Source organism: Aurantibacillus circumpalustris (assembly GCF_029625215.1).
In the GTDB taxonomy this organism is placed as follows: Bacteria; Bacteroidota; Bacteroidia; order B-17B0; family Aurantibacillaceae; genus Aurantibacillus; species Aurantibacillus circumpalustris.
Genome location: NZ_CP121197.1, coordinates 2837583 through 2857546, shown reverse-complemented (window position 1 = coordinate 2857546; position 19964 = coordinate 2837583). Strand labels below are relative to the sequence as shown.

The 19964-nt window shown below is 35.8% G+C and carries 12 protein-coding genes and 1 tRNA gene; 9 read left to right on the top strand and 4 right to left on the bottom strand.

Going from position 1 to position 19964, the window contains the following annotated elements:
• Nucleotide 1 precedes the first annotated feature (1 nt).
• Nucleotides 2–3529: a two-component regulator propeller domain-containing protein gene (locus P2086_RS11875; protein WP_317896960.1), complete on the top strand. Its 3528-nt coding sequence runs from the start codon at nucleotides 2–4 to the stop codon at nucleotides 3527–3529.
• Between the two features lie 10 nt (nucleotides 3530–3539).
• Here P2086_RS11875 and P2086_RS11870 read toward each other — a convergent pair whose 3' ends face one another.
• Nucleotides 3540–4241 carry a hypothetical protein gene (locus P2086_RS11870; protein ID WP_317896959.1) on the bottom strand — a complete coding sequence of 234 codons (702 nt, stop codon included), beginning with the start codon at nucleotides 4239–4241 and terminating at the stop codon, nucleotides 3540–3542.
• A 369-nt stretch (nucleotides 4242–4610) separates the two neighbouring features.
• On the opposite strand from P2086_RS11870, the gene P2086_RS11865 reads away from it, so the two are divergent.
• The gene (locus tag P2086_RS11865; RefSeq protein WP_317896958.1) at nucleotides 4611–6389 is read left to right on the top strand and encodes a YfiR/HmsC family protein; all 1779 of its coding nucleotides are present in this window, start codon (nucleotides 4611–4613) and stop codon (nucleotides 6387–6389) included.
• A 2-nt stretch (nucleotides 6390–6391) separates the two neighbouring features.
• Here the strand turns inward: P2086_RS11865 and P2086_RS11860 are convergent, their stop codons facing one another.
• Complete coding sequence (locus P2086_RS11860) at nucleotides 6392–6928, bottom strand: FKBP-type peptidyl-prolyl cis-trans isomerase (protein WP_317896957.1); 537 nt, start codon at nucleotides 6926–6928, stop codon at nucleotides 6392–6394.
• Nucleotides 6929–7035: 107 nt separating this feature from the next.
• On the opposite strand from P2086_RS11860, the gene nth reads away from it, so the two are divergent.
• From nth to P2086_RS11830, 6 genes are all read left to right on the top strand, one after another.
• Nucleotides 7036–7698, top strand: coding sequence for an endonuclease III (gene nth / locus P2086_RS11855; protein WP_317896956.1), 663 nt, complete (start codon nucleotides 7036–7038; stop codon nucleotides 7696–7698).
• An 11-nt stretch (nucleotides 7699–7709) separates the two neighbouring features.
• Entirely contained in the window at nucleotides 7710–8381 is a 672-nt protein-coding gene (locus P2086_RS11850) for a hypothetical protein (RefSeq protein WP_317896955.1), read from the top strand.
• Nucleotides 8356–8859, top strand: a complete 504-nt coding sequence (bcp, locus tag P2086_RS11845) for a thioredoxin-dependent thiol peroxidase (RefSeq protein ID WP_317896954.1) — start codon at nucleotides 8356–8358, stop codon at nucleotides 8857–8859. Before P2086_RS11850 ends, bcp begins: the two co-directional genes overlap by 26 nt.
• A 69-nt stretch (nucleotides 8860–8928) precedes the next feature.
• Nucleotides 8929–9002, top strand: a tRNA-Asp gene (locus P2086_RS11840).
• Nucleotides 9003–9260: 258 nt separating this feature from the next.
• Nucleotides 9261–12323 (top strand): T9SS type A sorting domain-containing protein, encoded by a 3063-nt coding sequence (locus P2086_RS11835; protein WP_317896953.1) that lies wholly within the window; start codon nucleotides 9261–9263, stop codon nucleotides 12321–12323.
• 147 nt (nucleotides 12324–12470) lie between these two features.
• On the top strand, nucleotides 12471–12920 hold the full coding sequence (locus P2086_RS11830) for a KTSC domain-containing protein (protein ID WP_317896952.1): 450 nt from the start codon (nucleotides 12471–12473) through the stop codon (nucleotides 12918–12920).
• Nucleotides 12921–13045: 125 nt separating this feature from the next.
• Here the strand turns inward: P2086_RS11830 and P2086_RS11825 are convergent, their stop codons facing one another.
• Complete coding sequence (locus P2086_RS11825) at nucleotides 13046–14167, bottom strand: fatty acid desaturase family protein (RefSeq protein WP_317896951.1); 1122 nt, start codon at nucleotides 14165–14167, stop codon at nucleotides 13046–13048.
• 201 nt (nucleotides 14168–14368) lie between these two features.
• On the opposite strand from P2086_RS11825, the gene P2086_RS11820 reads away from it, so the two are divergent.
• A complete protein-coding gene (locus P2086_RS11820) occupies nucleotides 14369–14788 on the top strand; it encodes a hypothetical protein (protein ID WP_317896950.1) in 420 nt (139 codons plus the stop codon).
• Nucleotides 14789–14840: 52 nt separating this feature from the next.
• Here the strand turns inward: P2086_RS11820 and P2086_RS11815 are convergent, their stop codons facing one another.
• Nucleotides 14841–19925: a DUF7948 domain-containing protein gene (locus P2086_RS11815; protein WP_317896949.1), complete on the bottom strand. Its 5085-nt coding sequence runs from the start codon at nucleotides 19923–19925 to the stop codon at nucleotides 14841–14843.
• Between the last annotated feature and the right edge of the window lie 39 nt (nucleotides 19926–19964).

Here is a 19964-nt window from a genome sequence, read left to right as displayed (position 1 = left end):
GGTGTTGAAACTAATTAAAATAACGCTTGTTTTATTTTCATGCAGCACTCAACTATTCTCTCAATTACAAATTAAAAATCATTTTTCTTTTAGCGGAAAAAAAAATACGGCCGTTAATGTTATTACCCAAGATTTCACAGGCTATTTGTGGCTCGGCACAAACGAAGGACTTTTTCAATTCGATGGCAAATTTAGTACGGAAATTTCAAAAAAATTCCCAGTACTAAAAAAAGAAATATCAGCGTTATTTGTTGACTCAAGAGAAACTATTTGGGTTGGAACAAAGGACGGAAAGATTTATTTTATTAAAAAAAATTCAGTTGATTCCCTCGTCTTTCCTTCTAAACCCAATACCGAAAAAATAACTTCTTTTTGTGAGTTAAAAGCAGGCATATGTATAGGCACATATGGAAATGGTATTTATTGCTTATCTAAAGGTAATTTCACTCATCTAACAACCGAAAAGGGTTTAAGTGATAATGTTATTTACAAATTAACAGGGGATGAAAAGAACACCTTGTGGGCTGGCGGCGACGCTGGCATTAGCGAGATTAAATCCATCTTTGAAACACCTCAATTTTATGCCATTTCTGATAAAAACGGATTACCAGATAACATTGTAAGAGACATCACGTACAAATCAAACAAACTCCTTATCTCCATGCAAGACTCAGGAGTGTGTTACTACAATCTTGATAAAAGAAAAATAGAACGTATTCCATTTTTCAATAATTGGGCTCTTGGTCCTGTAATAAACGCTTTTAGTGAAAACCAAAACAATTTAATTATTGCCACAGAAAAAAAAGGCTTATTACAAATAAACAAAGGTGTGATTAGTGTCTACAATTATCAGCAATATATATTTGAATCCTCCATAAAGTGCGCCTTTATTGACAGAGAAAAACAAATCTGGTTAGCCTCAAAAAATGGAATTAGTCACCTAACCGAAAGACGTTATAACTTCATAAATGCTTCCAAAGGATTAGTAGACGATAAAATACTCGCTCTTGCCATTGACAACGACAATGCAATTTGGATTGGAACAACAAAAGGTATTTCAAAAATAATGAATGACGCAGAGGGAAAAACCGTCATTACTAAAATACAAGATCTTGATAAATACACTATTTCTTGTGCTATAAAAGCTCCTGATGGAAATATTTGGTTTGGCACTTACGGTAATGGCATTATTATTATGAGTTCAGAAACAAAAAACAGCGTTATTATAAATTCAAAAGAAGACGGATTAGCAAATGATAACATCAGTAATATTTATTTTTCTGATAAGAACACCGTTTACATTTCTACGCTCGGTGGCGGTCTAGTTCAAGCAAGAGTTGAATTCGAAGGAATGAAGAAAATCTTCACCATAGAAAAAACATATACCGAGTCTGAAGGTTTAGGAAGCAATTATGTATATGCATCTATCACAGATAATTCGTCAAAACTATTTTTAGCAACCGACGGTGGAGGGTTACAAGTTTTTGAAAACAACAAATTTACCGACCTAACAAAAAAATTCAAGTTAAACTCAAATACAGTTTTCTCTTTATGTAAGGATAAAAATAATACTATTTGGGCTAGTTCAAATTCAGACGGAATTGTAAAATACGATGGCAAATCACTTAAATGTATCAACCTTACAAAAGGTCTGAGAGATGAGCAACCACAGCAACTTGTGAGTTCCCAGAATACAATTTATGCTGTTAACTCAAGAGGTATTGATAAGATAAACTGTTCGAACGATTCTATAAGTTACTACGACCTGTATGAGGGTGAACTTGAGCCTAACTTGAATGCTATTTTCTTTTATGATAATAAGATTTATAGTGGGACAAACTCTGGCGTTTTAACCTTTAGAACCAACTCTGAATCTTCTGATTCCATTAAACCTATTGCCTTTATTAAATCATTCTTTTTACAGTATAAACCATTTCCAATAGATTCCATTTTTGAATTTAAATACAATCAGAACAATATCGGCTTTAATTTTGATGGCATTTGGTTGAAGAATCCAGGTAAACTTTTTTTTAGATATAAACTTCATGGTCTTGAAGACGATTGGCTTTATGCAGATGAAGGAAAAACAATCAACTACAACAACCTTAACCCAGGCAATTATACATTCATGCTTCAGGTTAAAAATGAAGAGGAAATTTGGAGTGAACCAGTTACCCACTCAATCATCATATTAACGCCCATCTGGAAACGCTGGTGGTTTTGGCTCACTGTAATATCCATTGGTTCGTTTGGAATTTATTTGTTTGTTAAATATAGACTCGAGGCTCTTCAAAGAGAAAATGCTTTATTAGAACGTCGCGTAAAAGAGAGAACTTTTCAAATTGAAAAACAGTCAAAAATAATTGAAAGCAAAAACATTGAGTTAGAGCAGCTTTCGTTGGTTGCAAGTAAAACTGATAATGTTGTGTTAATACTTGATGCAAACGGAAAACTGGAATACGTGAATGAAAGTTTTACTAAGCTTAATAAGCTTAGTATGGAAGATTTAACGAAAACCTATGGTGAAACAATTTATGAATTGAGTAATAATGCTAATATTCGTGAAATCATTCAAGACGCTGTCTCCAATAAACGTTCGGTTAATTACGAATCTCTCAATAAAAAAGTTGAATCAGGCACCGAAACATGGGAATCATCTACCCTGACCCCAATTTTTGATGAACAAGGAATTCTTAAAAAAATCATCATTATTGATACCGACGTTTCCATTAGAAAAAAACACGAACAAATAATCCTACAAAAAAATAAAGATATAACAGATAGTATTTCTTACGCCAGAAAAATACAACACGCTATCTTGCCTAGCGACGAACTGCTTAAAACCTACCTTCCAAACTCATTTGTTCTTTATATGACAAAAGACATTGTTAGTGGTGACTTTTACTGGTTTACACACTTTGAAGACTCCTGTATTATTGCAGCAGTAGATTGCACCGGGCATGGTGTTCCTGGGGCATTTATGAGTCTAATTGGCCACAACCAATTAAATAGAATAGTAAATGAAGAAAAAATTACCGATCCTAAAAATATTCTTTTAGAACTAAATAACGGAGTTCTAGGTGTTCTTCATAAAAATGAATCTGAATCTAAAGACGGAATGGACATTGCCATATGTAAAATCAATTACAAAAAAAACACATTGGAGTATTCAGGTGCAATGCGTCCTCTTTGGATCATAAATAAATCCGGGGAACTTACCGAAATAAAAGCCGATAAAATTCCAATAGGTACTAAACAAAAAGACAGAGACGAAACTATTGTATATACAACGCACACCATTGATACCAACAGGGGAGATACTTTTTATATATTTACTGACGGGTATGCTGACCAATTTGGCGGTACAAAAGATAAAAAGTACAGTACGGGTAAGTTTAAAGAATTACTCATTAAGAACTCAACATTAGACTTTTCAAGTCAAGAAAAAAACATTAAAAAAGAGCATCTTGAATGGAAGGATGAAAATGAACAAGTTGATGATATCCTAATTATAGGGTTTAATTTATAAGTAACACTTTCTAAACACCCAATTCTTTCAACAAGGAAATACATTTCTTAAAACCATCCATTACTACAGTCTCGTAAGCTCTAATAGAGGCTTCGAGTTTCAAAAAATTAATCTCTTTAGGATTTTCAGATATCATTATCTTAATCGGTTGATACCCAGTACATAAATTTTTATAGTAAATATTAAAATAATTTTGTCGCGGTTCACCAGATAACAAAGCCGCCGCAGGCATTAATTTAAAAAGTATAAACTCAATATCCTTATCAGATTTCTCAATCTTTTTTGAAAAATCAAAATAAGAATTTGTAGACTGAGTGAGATTAATATACGTTCGCAACAATTGTAAATTGCAAACAACTTCTGAAATTTTCCTGGCATATAGAAAATAATAATGGTCAATGCGCCCCATTGGAAATTCCTTCTCAATACTCTCGATATAATAATCTAACCAACTAAAATAATTCTCAGAATTAATTGGGGTTGGCGGAATTTCAATTTCTAATTGTTTAGCAATACTTATCGCCGTTTTAAGATGGGAAAAACTCTCAGGTTCACTCTCCCTTATATCATTTGAAAATTTAGAAATAACTCCTTTCAATAAATCATTTTCTTCAGATTTATGAAGATTAACAAGCTCTAACTTACTAAAATATAATGCAGGTGCATAAACGGTGAATCCGGCGTAAAATAAAGTAAATCTCTGACTCATCATTTCCTCTTCGAAAGTAACTTCTGGGTAACACGCTCATAAAATAAACTCAATCCCACTGCGCATGACAAAAATAACCAAAATAATGAGTAACGGTTAAACTATATTCCTTCCTTTTTTAGGGCAACTCCGTTAAATACTAGTCAAAAAAAACAAACATCTGTTTCGTAGTATCATAAATTCTATTTATCGAACAAAAAAACTTATTTATCGAAAATCTTCTCAATATACTCTAGTTGGTAAAAAAACTATAGAAAACTAAATTTTTTAGACATATTAATTCGAAAAAGCTTGAAAAGTTATTTTTATTCAAAATGAAAAAGTATATTAGCACAACTATATTAACTTTATCATAATCAAATTATTTTAAACGTGACCATTAAAATTAAGATAACATTGCTGCTAGTCATTAGCTTATTGATTCCCTTCTTTATTACATCACAAACAAAACCAAAAGTAGACTTAGAAAAAAGCGCTCGCCTCAAGGCTGTATACATTTATAAATTCACCAATTATGTAATATGGCCCAATGAAGAAAATATGTCAGAGTTTATTATTTGTGTTATGAGTTCTGAAGACTTGCATAACCAGTTAAAAGGAATTCAAAACATTGTGAAGTTCAGAAACAAAATTCCAATTAGAGTGATTTATTGCCGCGGCATTAACGACATTAGAACCGATTGCCAAATGTTGGTTGTAGATGGGTCACGTAACGATAATTTATGGTCTGCTTATTCTAAAATAAGAGGTAAAGGTATTTTAATGGTTGCGGAAAAACTACCAGATTTTAAAAGGTCTATGATCTCGTTTGCAGAAACTGGTGGTAGAATAAAATATATTATTAATAAGCCAAAATTAGTTGAATCAAACTTAATCGTAAAGGATCAACTTTATGAATCTGCTATTGTGAAAGAAGGCGAATGGAAATCTATTTTTGATAAATTAGATGCTATTGCCTCTTCTGGAGACGGTGAAGTAAGGGTTGATAAAGACGACATTAAAAAAATTCTTACAAGCTATAAAACTTTAGAAGAGGAAAAAAAGGCTAAGGAAACCATGATTTTACAAATGGAAGATACTCTTAAAGTAAAACTCGAAATTTTAAAGTCCAAACAACACGAATATGATCAGGTGAGTACAAGAATTCAGGAGCAAAAGAATTTAATGGAAAGTCAAGATATTGAAATCCGAAAGAAAAAGACTGAAATTGATGAGGCAACCGGAACAATCGGCAAACAAAAAAATGTAATCTCTATTATTGCAGTACTTTCAGCAGTTGGTATCCTCCTTCTCTTCTTTTCAATTAGAAGCAATAACCAAAGAAGAAAAGCAAATAAATTACTTTCAGAACAAAAAAATGAAATAGAAAAACAAAAGCATCTGGTCGACGAAAAACAAAAAGAAATTGTTGATAGTATAAATTATGCTAAGCGAATACAAACCGCTTTAATGGCTAACAGCAGCCTAATGAGCGCCAACTTAGACGAACATTTCATTTTATTTAAACCTAAAGACATTGTAGCCGGTGATTTTTATTGGGCATCAAAACATCAAGATAGTTTCATATACATTACAGCTGATTGCACCGGACACGGCGTTCCGGGAGCCTTTATGAGTCTGTTAAACATAAGTAAATTAAATGATGCAGTTAATCAAAAAATCACTCGCCCTGACCTTGTTTTAAACGAAGTAAAAAGCGGAATTATCAGAGCTCTCAATCCTGAAGGTAGTCTCGAGGAAAGTAAAGATGGCATGGATGCCATTTTATGCAAACTTGACCGCAAAAATATGAAACTTCAATTTGCCGCTGCAAACAATAGTTTTTGTATAATTCGTAAGAATACGATTATCAACTGTAAAGCCGATAAAATGCCGGTTGGAAAATCTCATGATGATAACGCACTATTTACATTCAACGAAATTGATCTTGAAAAAGGTGACATGATTTATACATTTACAGATGGATATGGCGATCAATTTGGTGGACCAGATGGTAAAAAATTTATGCACAAGCAATTACGTAAAATATTTATTGACGTTGCAGAAAAACATGTTGATAGACAAAAAGAAATTATTGACGAAAGCTTTGAGAAATGGAAGGGGAGCCTTGAGCAGGTGGATGATGTGTTAATTATAGGCGTTAAAGTTTAAATCTAAAAAACTTCTATATCACAAAGAATAGGCATTTGTGGAGGAATCTTATTAAAGTCCCCCAATAAACCGTGTGCAAGTGGTGAAGGAATTAATAAAAGTGCTTTATCACCACGTTTTAAATACTGTAGACCCTTGTGAATACCACTTTCAATATCTTCGTGACCTATCATGAAATCTCTACGACCCTGAGTTTTTGATGAATAGCAAAGAGTTCCATCAAGTAACTTAATCTCAAAATTAATACTTACCCGCATACTATCTCTAATACTATCTCCTTTTGCAGATGGTTTATATACATAAAACCTAATGCCTGAAGTGGTTTTTTGAAAGGGCATTTTATGACTTTTTGCATAATAATCCATTTCATCATTTTCCTTTACCATAAGCTGCTGGTTCGCCTTAATAAATTGTTCTTTAATTACCTTATCCGTGTGCGCATTATCCACCCTTTTATCATTTGTATTTGATGATGGTTCTTTGCAAGAGGTTTGAAGAAGAACTAAAAAACCAAGTGTATTAAAAAAAGATCGAAACATAATTTACTTTAAACAAAATTAAGCATTACTTCATAGTCCTAAATAGAAAATAAATTAAATTTACTCCCTAATGACAAAACCAATCATTCAATCTAAGGTACTACAAAATGACCAAACAAGAACGATACGATAAAGTACTCGCTTACTTCGAAAATAATGAGGCTCCCGCCCAAACTGAATTAACTTATTCAAATCCTTTTGAACTTCTAGTTGCTGTAATTTTAAGTGCACAGTGTACCGATAAACGTGTAAACCTTACAACACCTAAATTATTCAAAGACTACCCCACTTCTCAAGCAATGTCTTTGGCTTCACCTGAAACACTATTTACTTATATTAGAAGTATTAGTTACCCCAACAACAAAGCAAAGCACCTTGTGGGGATGGCAACTATGCTTGTGAAAGATTTTAAAAGTTTGGTGCCTTCAGACGTTAACCTATTAATAAAACTACCTGGAGTTGGAAGAAAAACGGCGAATGTAATCGCTTCGGTTATATTCGACAAGCCAACTATGGCTGTTGACACCCATGTGTTTAGAGTCAGTAACCGAATAGGTTTAACAACGAATGCTAAAAACCCCTTGCAATCCGAAAAACAATTAATTAAATTTATACCAGAACATCTTGTGCCAAAAGCTCACCATTGGTTAATTTTACACGGTCGGTATGTTTGCTTAGCACGTAATCCAAAGTGTGATGGCTGTTCTCTAAAATTGCATTGTAAGTATTTTGAAAAGAATTATATAAAACAAAATAATATCAACAACTAAAAACAATTCCTATGGCTAAGAAGATCGTAAAAAAAACATCCGCCAAAGGCGGAAAAAAATCATCAAAAAAATCAACCAAGAAACCAATAAAAAAGGCAGTAAAAAAAGCAACTAAACCTGCAAAGAAAGCAGCGGCTAAAAAGAAACCTGTAGCTGTGCGTGGCAAAAAAATTACAGCAAAAAAAACAGTGAAGTCTGTCAAGAAAACCGCTGCAAAGGCCAAGCCTTCAATCAAAAAAAAGCCCGTGGCTAAAAAAAAGGTAATTAAAAAAGTGGCTGTTAAAAAAAACTCTCCGAAAAAGGTAATTAAGAAAGCCGCTAAAAAGAAAACCTCTCTGGCTAAAAAAACGGTAACAAAAGCTGTCACTAAACCTACAAAAAAAGTAATTAGAAAAAAACCTACCGTTTCTAAAGTGATAAAAACCGTAAAAAAAATAGCTCCTGAAAGTATTAGTTTTACAGAAACAGTTTCGGACTTTATCATTACTACTCATCAAAAAGAGAATGAAATGATAAGTCCTGAATTACCTGCAGAGTCAAGTAATAATAATTACAACCACTCTGAAGTAAGTAGTTATACCAGAGAAAACAACGATCAACAGACTTCGTTCAATGACGATGATAATGATGGCGAGGATAGCATGAGAGACAACCAGAATGAACGAAACGAAGAAGAAGAATAGCACAGATAAATTTATTGGCCACTCCACTTCATTAAAAGCTGGAGACAAAGCACCAGATTTTGAAGCGAAAGATCAAAACGGAAGTACTATTCGTTTAAACGATTTCGTTGGAAAAAATTTGGTGCTTTATTTTTATCCCAAGGATGATACTCCCACTTGTACAAAACAGGCGTGTAATTTAAGAGATGAATTTTCATTGCTGTCTAACAAAAACTATGCAGTTGTGGGTGTAAGCGCTGATTCAGAAAAGTCACATGCAAAATTTGCAAAAAAACACGCTCTCCCCTTCCCACTTTTGGCCGATTTTGATATGAAAATCATTCAGTCTTATGATGTATGGGGGCTTAAAATGCTTTTTGGTAAGATATATGATGGTATTGTGCGAACGAGCTTTCTTATCGATCAAAATGGTCTTATAAAAAAGGTTATTAAGGATGTGGAAAGCAAAAATCATGTTGGCCAGATTTTATCAATTTAATTGCTAAAATAATTTTGGTAAATAAAATAAATCTAGTAAATTTGCACTCCCGAATTAACCACGGGAAACGGATTGGTAGTTCAGCTGGTTAGAATGCCGCCCTGTCACGGCGGAGGTCGCGGGTTCGAGTCCCGTCCAGTCCGCAAGAAGAACACTAAAAAACCCTGTAAACAGCAAGTTTACAGGGTTTTTAAATTTTAAGGGCGGCAAAACAATTTGCAATCCGTTTTTCTATTTTTCAAGTGTTAAATAACTTTCGTAAACAATTTTAATCGTTAGTTTTGATTTACCAATTTTTTTCCTTTTTGTTCATACGTTCCATTCTGGAAAAGAGTTGTGTTTAACCACAATTACTTTATTTATATTAATTCTGCTTAGTGCTGAATTTATAGCTCGATTTTATGCGTAATTCGCTAAAATATTTCTTTGTCTTGTTCTTAATTCACTTAAGTCAGACGGGACAATCTCAAAACGAAACCAAAAATTGGTATTTTGGCAACAATGCCGGGCTTTCTTTCTCGGCAACACCTCCTTCTACCTTGAGCAATGGCGCGTTAAACGCCATGTATGGGAATGCGAGTATCTCTGACGCGGCAGGTAATCTTTTATTTTATACCGATGGCATGACCATTTGGGATCAAACACATTCGGTGATGGCCAATGGCGGCGGGTTAACTGGTACGAATTCTGCCCAGTCGAGCGTTATTGCGAAAAGACCAGCTAGTGCAAACCTCTATTATGTTTTCACAATGCAGGGTGGTGGCGGTAATGCAGGACTCAATTATTCAATTGTTGACATGAGCCTTGCTTCCGGCAACGGATCAGTAACAGTAAAAAATGCCACGTTATACGCGGCACCCTGCGAGGAAAAAATTGCCGCAACAAAGGCTTGTAATCAAAGTGATGTTTGGGTGATGGTGCATGAAATTAACAGCGACAACTTTCGCGCATACCTGCTCACGAGCGCTGGCGTTAGCACCACAGCTGTGGTATCGCCAATGACCAACACGTTTACGCCAACACCAAATAATGGCCCTAGCAGGTGTGGCACGCTTAAATTCTCTCCCAATGGAAAAAAGTTGGCGGCAGTTTACACAGAATCATGCCAAAGTGGGTGGATATCCTATTTTACTTGGGAGATATTTAATTTCGACAATTCGAGCGGCATACTAAGTAACCCTCAGGCCTTCATATCAGGTGTAACCAGTTGCACTAATACACTGGGCCGCGCCTGGGCGTATGGCTGTGAATTCTCTCCTGATGGAAAAAGGTTCTATTATAACTATAATGGAGCAGTGGCTCAGATGAATTTTTGTGTGCCTCCACTGGTTTACATAGGCACAATTCTTGATCCTGGTGAAAATAGTAATGATACTGCGAAAACAAAAGGAACCATGCAATTGGGTGTGGATGGTAAAATTTATATAGCCAAGCCCGGCCAAACGACGCTTGGGGTGATCAACAATCCCAATAATTTTAGTGCGGCAAGCAATTATTCTATCAACGGCCAGTCTTTGGGGACCAATATCTGCCAGCTTGGACTGCCAAATTTTGTAAGCAATTTTTTTGAACAGGCGCCATCTCCTTTTACATTCAGCTTTGTGCCTTTTGTGAATTGTAATACCTTGGCTTATAACACGCCTTCTATCTGCCCATTTACTGGCTATACCCTTAGCACCTGTTCCTGGAATTTCGGTGATCCGTCTTCTGGCACTGCTAATACTTCTACCCTCGCCAGTCCTACACATTCATATAGCAGTTCTGGTACTTTCACTGTTCAATTGGTTTCAAATTATCTCTGCGGCAAATCAGATACCTTGCGGCAAACAATTGTTATTAACAACATGCCTACCGTTTCGATTCTCTCACCTCCACCCACCTGCGCACCGAGTTCTGCTACAGCCAATGTTACCGGAGGGGTTGGACCTTATTCCTATACATGGAGTCCAGGTCTGCAAAATACGCAGTCAGCAACCAATTTAAGTCAGGGGGTCTATACTGTCGATATAAAAGATAATGGAAACAGTAATGGCTGTATATTCAGTACAACTACTGTAATTAGTAATACTGTTATTTCAGCGTCCGTTAATACACTCCTCGCATCTTGTTACGGAAGTGCTACTGGAGGGGCAACAGTGTTTCCAGCAGGCGGTTCCGGAACCTATAGTTATACCTGGAGCGGAAGTCCTCTTAATTCAGCAACAGTAAACAGCCTCGCAGCAGGGCTTTATTCAGTTAGCATCCTGGATGTTACCAGTCAGTGCTCCGTTACAAAAACGCTACAGATCCTTCAACCATTACCCATTACTACTACAATAACCGTTTCATCACCCACAGCCTGCGTTGGTACTGCAGTTTCCATGGCCGCCAATTCGTCTGGCGGCACACCGGTTCTTCAATATACATGGGTCAATGGGCAGCCGGCTTATCTTAATGTTGTTAATGAGAGCCAGGCAGGAAATTATATTTACACTGTGATTGCCACAGATTCTAAAGGCTGTATGGGAACGACAACAATTTCAGTGTATTTTGTTATGGGACCAATACTAATTGTTTCAAACGTTTCAATTTGCCCACAGACAATTGCGACACTTACTACCTCTGGCGCTATTTCCTATAACTGGTCGCCTGGAAACATTGCGGGGAATACCTTTACCGTCAGTCCAACGACAAGTGCAATTTATAGCGTAACAGGCTCTGATGCCTTAGGTTGTATGTCCACAAACTCAGTTTCTGTCAATGTCTTAGCCAAGCCCATAGCAGGCATCAGCAGCAATGCATCGCTTTGTGTTGGACAAACATTAAGTATTAACGGAACTGGTGGAATTAATTATTCTTGGACCGGGCCGTTTGGTTTTAGTTCGGGTCTACAGAACCCGATAATTTCACAGGTTTCACTAAACAATTCCGGTGTTTATACAATGACTGTATCTGATGTTAATTCATGCACTGCTACGGCAACAAGCAGCATCACTATTTATTCCAATCCAACTATAAATGTAACAGGTAGCTTTACGATCTGTACTGGTGAAACTACAAACTTAACAGCAAGCGGTGCGAATGTTTATAATTGGAACCCGACTACAACCACTGGATCACTTGCCGTATTTTCACCAGGTTCAACCACCACTTATACTGTTAGCGGAACAGACAACACAACTGGATGTAAGAATAATAAAGTAATTACTATACAAGTTTCAAACTGTACTGAAATTGAAGAATTGTTCCACAACAATGGAATTCTAAAATTATATCCAAATCCAAATAATGGTTACTTCACTGTGGAAACCGTTATGTACACTGAAATTTATATTTACAATACACTTGGCAGTATTGTTTTGCATGATTTTTTTCAAAACGGCATACATGTTATTAATCTGACCGAATTTAGCAATGGCATTTATTTAGTGAAAGCAATTGCTCAAAAGGATTTACAAACTTTTAAGGTGATTAAAGAAGATTAGATGGCAGGATTTAATTGTCTCTCTTAATTATTATTCTATTCGGATCTCGTAAACTGGATATATCTGGCTTTTTAACAGTCTTGAACCTATAAATAGAGTATCTTTGCGGCCGCTTAAGCAGCGCAAAACATTGAACACAGAGCAGGCATGAAAAAAATAATAGAATACCGAAAATTAATGGGTGCTGACAAGGACATTACATTAAATGACCTTAAAACCCTGTACCGTAATTTCATGAAAGAATATCATCCTGATAAGTTTCAAGATGACGACGAAAATAAAGTTCTAGCAGAAGAAAAAAGCAAACAGATTATTGAAGCTTATCATACCTTGGTTAGTATCTCTAAAGAAACCGCTGAATCCAATCTTGAAAACTACACCAAAACATTTAGTACATCTGGAATAGCCGATATTCAATACAAAACAAAACGTTTAAGAATTGATTTTTCTGATGGAAGCGCTTATGAATACATCGGCGTTCCTGAAAACACCTATGCGAAATTTATCAATGCCGATTCTCAAGCGCGTTTTGCAAGAAGACATATTTGCACTTCTTTTCTTTACCGACAAGTGAGTAAAACTGCGGTATCTGTATAGACTAAACCCTCGTTGGCAGTGGCCTTCAAAAACATACAAAAACAGAACCAACATAGTCTGTTGGAGAAACAAAAAAAACGAGTAAATAAGTATTTACTCGTTTTTTTTGTTTTACATTAATTTCTTTACATCGCCGCCACATCCAACTCAAAAGTATAACCAAACTTTTTAAGCATCCTCAAATGTGATCCCAGAGCCTTTTTAAGCGTATCCGCACACAAATAAGGCACATTAAACTCCTTTGCGGTTTCTTCAACGATTTTGGATATTTCAGGATAATGCACGTGGCAAATATTCGGAAATAAATGATGCTCTACCTGATAGTTCAGGCCACCCACATACCAAGATAACAGTTTGTTCTCACGAGCAAAATTAACTGTTGTTTTCATTTGATGTACAGCCCAATCTTCTTCTATAACGTTAGACTCATTTGGTAATGGAAATTCTGCTTCCTGAACAGAGTGCGCCAGTTGAAAAACAATACCCAATACCAAACCTCCAATAAAATGAGAAAGTAAAAAACCTCCTATTATTAATCCAATTGAATAATCTTGAAATACAATAGGCAAAATAATCACATAAGCGATATAAAATAATTTTAAAAAAATCATTCTCCAGAAATAAGATCTGTTTTCACTGGTACTAAAACGATTAACGCCATTTTTCCTGTATTTATAATACTGAATTATATCTTTCGCTAAAACCCAATAAAAAGTAAGAATTCCGTAAAAGAAAAACACATACAAAAATTGAAACTTATGAAATTTACGAGGTGCAGAATGCGGAGAAAAACGAAGAACCAATTTTTCTTCAATATCATCGTCCATACCATGAATATTCGTGTAAGTATGGTGAAGTACGTTATGTTGAAGTTTCCAATTAAAAACCATCCCTCCAATTAAGTTGAGACTATATCCTAACCAAGTATTCACCTGTTTGTTTTTTGAATAGGCCCCATGATTCGCATCATGCATTACCGACATACCAATTCCGGCTTTTGCAAAACCCATAACCGTATATAATGTTAATACTGCCCATGGTTTAAGGTGCAATACGATCATCAAAATAAGAGGTACAACAAACCCTGATAACAATACAATTGTTTTTATAACCATTGCAGCATTTGCATTTCTGGAGATATTATTCTCTTTGAAATAATCACTTACCCTTTTTTGCAATGTTGGAAAAAAAACTGTCTTATCAACCGCAACAAAACGCGGGTACTTCTTCATACCTTCTGATGTCATATAAACTTAATTAAGCCATGTAAAATACGCTTAAAAACGCACATAAAAAAGATTAATTAAACACGCTTTATCAGACAAGCCCGCTAAACACAAGGAACACAGCTTTTAAGCCATCTTAACACAATAAAACTTTCAGAAATACTAAATAGCTTTATCTTTGTTTAAGTGAAATAACTTTTATAATTCTTTAATTAAACAATAATGGAAACAGCTGTAAAAAATCTTTATTATGCCTTGGGAGAGGCTTGTTATGCCATGGCAATGGCCGATGGTGCTATTCAAGTTGAAGAAAGAACCATGTTAAGCGATATTTTAAAAAAAGAATTTAGCCAAAGTATCTCAAAAGATATTATTGAAACTGAAATTATTTTTAAACTTTTCTCTAAAGATCTAACAGATACTCAAACTGCTATGAATTGGGCTATTAAAGAGATTAAAGCAAATTCTCACTATTTCAGTACTGATATGAAATGCCATTTTATAAGCACAATTATAAAGGTAGCAGATAGTTTTCCTCCTATAGTAAAAAAAGAAAAGGCTTTGTTAATGAAATTTATAGAGGAGGTAATTGATATTAAAGAAGATAAACTTTTGAGTTCTAAAACTGCAGATAAAAAATAAAAATTATCAAGATTATTCTAGCAAGCCCAACCAAATTCTACATCAGTTAAAATCACTTGCTAATGGTAATGTGTCCGTTTAACTGCTTCATTTGTCCAGACTTTGTAGACAGACTTATTTTCCAAGTGTACACAGCGTTTTGACAAATTTGACCTTTATAATAGCCATTCCAACCACTCTGTGTATCTGTTGTAGTAAACATCAACTCTCCCCAGCGGTTAAAAATAGTAAGTTCATATAGTTTTACGCCTCTCATTATAGGCAAGAAAATATCATTTTGGTTATCACCATTAGGAGTAAACACATTTGGGACAAATAAATTAAAATCTTCATCAACCGCAATATTCTTTACAACCGTATCGGAACATCCCCAAACATCACTAACTACAAGCGCTACCGGGTAAATACCGGCCTCCTTAAAGGTGTAAAAACAAATTTCTTTTTCTGATTTTAAACCATCATTATTCATAAAATACCAGTTCCATTTTTGCTGAAGTTCACCCTCAGAAGTATTTGTAAAAACCACTTCATTTGCATCTTCCACAGGATGTTCAGGATTATAAATAAAATCAGCTTTAGGTTGTGGATGCGCCGTTACTAAAAACGTTCCTGTATTACTGCAGCTAGTAATTGTATCTTTGAAAAAACCAGTAATAACATAACTACCCGGTTTCGTAAAAGGATAGGAGAATTTTTTGCCGTAAAAAGTACTTGTATCCAATCGCCATTTAATATCAATATTAAAACTAGAGTCTGATACAGAGCCCCAATTGAAGTCTGCACCAAATGGCACACAAACTCTTGTTATAGTGCTATTTATATATGAAGTTGGCAAACTATAAACTGTAATTAAGGTTGTTGCTAACGCCTTACATCCATTCTTATCTGTAACAACCAAAGAATAAGTACCATTAAACTCAGCGTGATTTGCAAGGAAACTCACATTCTGACCAATATTAGAATTGTTTGGTAAAGCACCCAAAGGACTGTACCAATCATATCTTTCTCCCCCTGTGCCTTGAAGAGTGATAGTTTCATTTACACAAACTTTATCTTTGATAACATTAATCATTGGCGTAGGAAGTGCAAAAACACTAACAGTAATAGCAGCTGAAGCCGTACAACTATTTAATGAACCCACCACAGTATAGGTTTGCTCTGTACTAGGGCTTGCAATTACAGTACTCCCAACAATATTATTTAAACCAGCAAAAGGATTCCATAAATAATTATCAGCAGTGCCCAGTGCTTCTAAAGTAATTTTTCCAGTCAAACAAATGGTAGGCGTACTTGGATTGAGGCTAAAAACTGGTATGGCATTAACTGTAATGGTTGAGTGCCTTGTTTCGCTATTGCAACCAACACTTGATCCATAAACCGAATAAATCGAGCTTACACTAGGGCTAGCAATGGCCAGTTGTCCTTGATTTAATAGAGAAAGTCCTGTAACATCGGAGCCCCAAAAATAATTTGTTGCGCCGGTAGTTGTGTAGGTAAAATTTTGCTTCGCACAGATAGCTGGTGAACCAGAACTTATCGTTATTGTCGGATTAGGTAAGATTGTAAAATTACGTGTAGAGATTGAAGTACAAATCCCATTTGAACCTTCTAAAGTAAACGTTATTACACCAGAAAGAAAAGGAGCCACGCTTGTGAGTGTTGCAGAAGGACCCGCAGGATTAGAATTCGAAACATTGCTTGGAGTAATCAGTGTATACGTATTAGCACCTGAAGTGTTTAAAGTAAGACTAGTTGTCGAACCATTAAATCCTTGCGAACAAATGCTTCCACTGCTCAAAGAAATACTAAGTGATGGTGGACTTACAACACTTGCATGAGTAATAGCGGTATTAGTACAACCTTCTATACTTGTTATTTTAATAGTGTAAGTTCCACTTGTGTTTGTTGCTGGATTTATAATAGATGGATTTTGAAGCACCGAATTATAATTCTGAGGACCTGTCCATTTGTAACTAGAACCTGTTAAAGCCATTACAGAAAAATTTAATGTTTGCGTAGTGCATACCGTACTTCCCGTTGCAGAGAGTGTTGGCGTAGGGTTTACAACCACAGTTGCAGATGTTGATGCTGAACAAGTGTTTGCGGCAGTGACCGTTAAGTTATAAACCCCTGCATTGATAGGTGCTACCAGCCCAATGGTATTACTCTGGTTTACTGAAGTATAGCTTGTTGGACCAACCCAATTATAAGAAACACCACCAATACCAAGTAATGTAAGATTATCACCGTTACATCTAGGACTATTACTTTGTATGAACGGAACCGGCACCGGTTTTAAAATCACACTTGCTGTGGCAGACGCAGTGCAGGAAAGAGCAGACCCTACAACAGTGAATTGTTGATTTGCCAGAGGCGATGCCGAAAAATTTGCACCCACAAAAGTAGAATTCCAGGTGTAGGAGCTAGCCCCTCCGGCGATTAATGTCGCAGTTTCTAATGGACATATAGACACGTTACTTACGCTCAATGTTGGGTTGGGGATAAAGTCCACTGGAATACTGTTACTCGTTAAACAATTATTTGCATCTGAACTACTCAAAGTGTACATATGTACACCGGCAACAATTTCACTTACACTGTGTGTGTTAATTGCCGGACCTCCTGTCCAAGTGTAATTATAGGCAGGCCCGCTAGTAAACTGCCTCCCGCCGGCATTAGTGCCAGTTAAAACAATCGTAGTTCCAACACAATTGGTCGGCGTATTAGATGAAAGCTGCAACACAAGTTGAGGCGGTTGCGATACATAAAATGTTTGAAAGATCTTGCAACCCGTTAATACATCGGTAGCGCTAACTGACCAAATACCGGCAGTTAAACTATTGGTATATGCGGTTGTATATGTATTAAGTCCGTTTCCCCAAAAGTAAAATTCGTTACCCGAGCCTCCTGCGATACCAGTAATATTTCCTGTACCTGTTGCAGCACCAAAGCAGGTAACACTATCGGAATTACTAAAATTACCTGTTAATGGTATTAATGAATTAAAGTAGGTTGTTGTAGTGTAGTTAAAATTGCACCCACCACTAAAAACTGATACGGTATAATTTCCTGGACTTAAACCCGAAGCTACAGAACTATTTTGCGAAGTGGGCATCCACGTGTAGGAATAGGGAGGCAGAATCCCAAATGGTACTAAAGTTGCTGATCCAAGATTAGCGCAAGTAATGGATGTGCTGCTAATAGTTAGTGAAATAGTATTAGCTGCTGTGAAAGTTGTTTCTGCCGAATAACTTGTATTACAACTCAAACTTGTTATTGCTACAGTGTATGTTCCAGGACTAAGGCCAGTGGCTATCGAAGTGGTCTGACTAGTTGGTGTCCACGAGTAGGTATAAGGGCCTGGAATGCCCACAATATTTACAGTTGAAGCTCCTATGTTTGGGCAGGTTACCGAAGCTGTATTCAAAGTTATAAGAGGTAGCATACAGTTACAGTAGTTTGAATTACAAGTGAGACTGCTAATCGCAGAATACGTGCCGACAAATCCACTGCCTGTTACATGTAACACTTTATTAATACGATCAAGTTGCACGTCGTACACATACTGATTAGTAACCGTGGTTCCTAAAGAAATAGACGGCATAACGCTAAATGTAGAACCACTAAACGAATAGGATAAAACAGACCCGTTTCCGCCAATATAAATATGATCACAGTCATCAACCGCTATGCCACCCTGCACCCTCCCAGTGAGCCCTGTAATTGTGACTGAACCAAGTATACTTCCGTTTGTTTTATTATACGCAGCTAAATTTGATCCATCATAATAGTATAAATAATTACCATTTACAGCAAGGGCATTAAAGGCAACAGCATTTCCTGCCGTAGCTCCCACATAAAGAGTTTTGCTTTGCAAATATGTGAACACGTTAAATCCACTTGGCGCAAGCCATAGTGTGTTTGTAAACGTTGGACTTATTTGCGCGAGATTATTATTTAAAGATGCGTGTCCCGAATAACAAACAAAAATATTGCCCGCATCATCAATAGCGTTAGATAAAATATCCTGACAGCAGCCAGTTACTGTTGGATTAAATCCTGTCAACAAAGAAATAACCCCAGTGTTGGTGTTTATTATTTCACCAGATGTTGCTCCTCCTCCATAAATAATGAGATCTCCATTACAATTAATCTCCATATTCCATACCTCGAGAATGTTACCAGTAGCAGGTCCTATAAAATTATCGTAGTTACCACTTACATCAAGTCTTATAACGTTTGGAAGACCTTGGTTTCTTGAAACGTATGTTTTTCCAGTTAATTTATGTACCTTAAAATTACTTGACCAAGTCGTTCCAGAATTCCAAACTGGTGCTGGTGTAACTAGCAGACCCGAAAACGTCCAAATAAGGGTACCAGTAGAATTATACATTGCCTCTTTGCACCGAGATCCACCAGCCACATTTCCACCATAAATAAACGTATTTCCATTCACATCATAGTCAACATCGTATCCATAGTTGTTATTGCTCAGCGTTGTAATGGCGGTAATCCAAGGATCAATGATTAAATCCCTTGAATCGTCAGGTGCAACTGATAAACTGAAACTTACAATGTTTTTATGAAGAACAAAGTTTGAGGCAACAGGGGTTTTATCCTCGTAAAAACTCACAGGAGCTCTTTCCATGATATTTTCCAGTCGTGTTTTAACCAACAAATCTCCAGTCTCAAGAATAGTCATGTTTTTTATTGCACCACTGTATTTCATCTTAATATCTTGCACTTTTGCCCCAGTGTGAAGGATAATGTTATACTTTATGCCGTGTGTTTTATCGGTTGGAATCCAATATTCTATATCTATATTTTTATAAATATTTTTATAGGTAATCTTTTTAAATGTTGAAGAGTTATATTCCTTTACACCGTAAGTAAAATAATGGCTTTGTTTGGCTGAAGAATTTATTTCAACACTGGAGTTTGCATCTAGCCAATTCATTAAAACACGAACTTTGACTAGAGACTCTTCCTCATTTTTTTCTTCTTCCTCCTCTTCTTCACTAGGATTAATTTTTTTCTGCAAAGGAGGCTTTACAAATTCATATATCAAGCCCTTTGAGGTAAAAGAAATTTTTTCTCCAAGATGATCGTACACAAATAAAATTTTTTCTTTCCCCACTGGATTAGAAAATTGCCCTTTATTCTCAATAAAATTGCG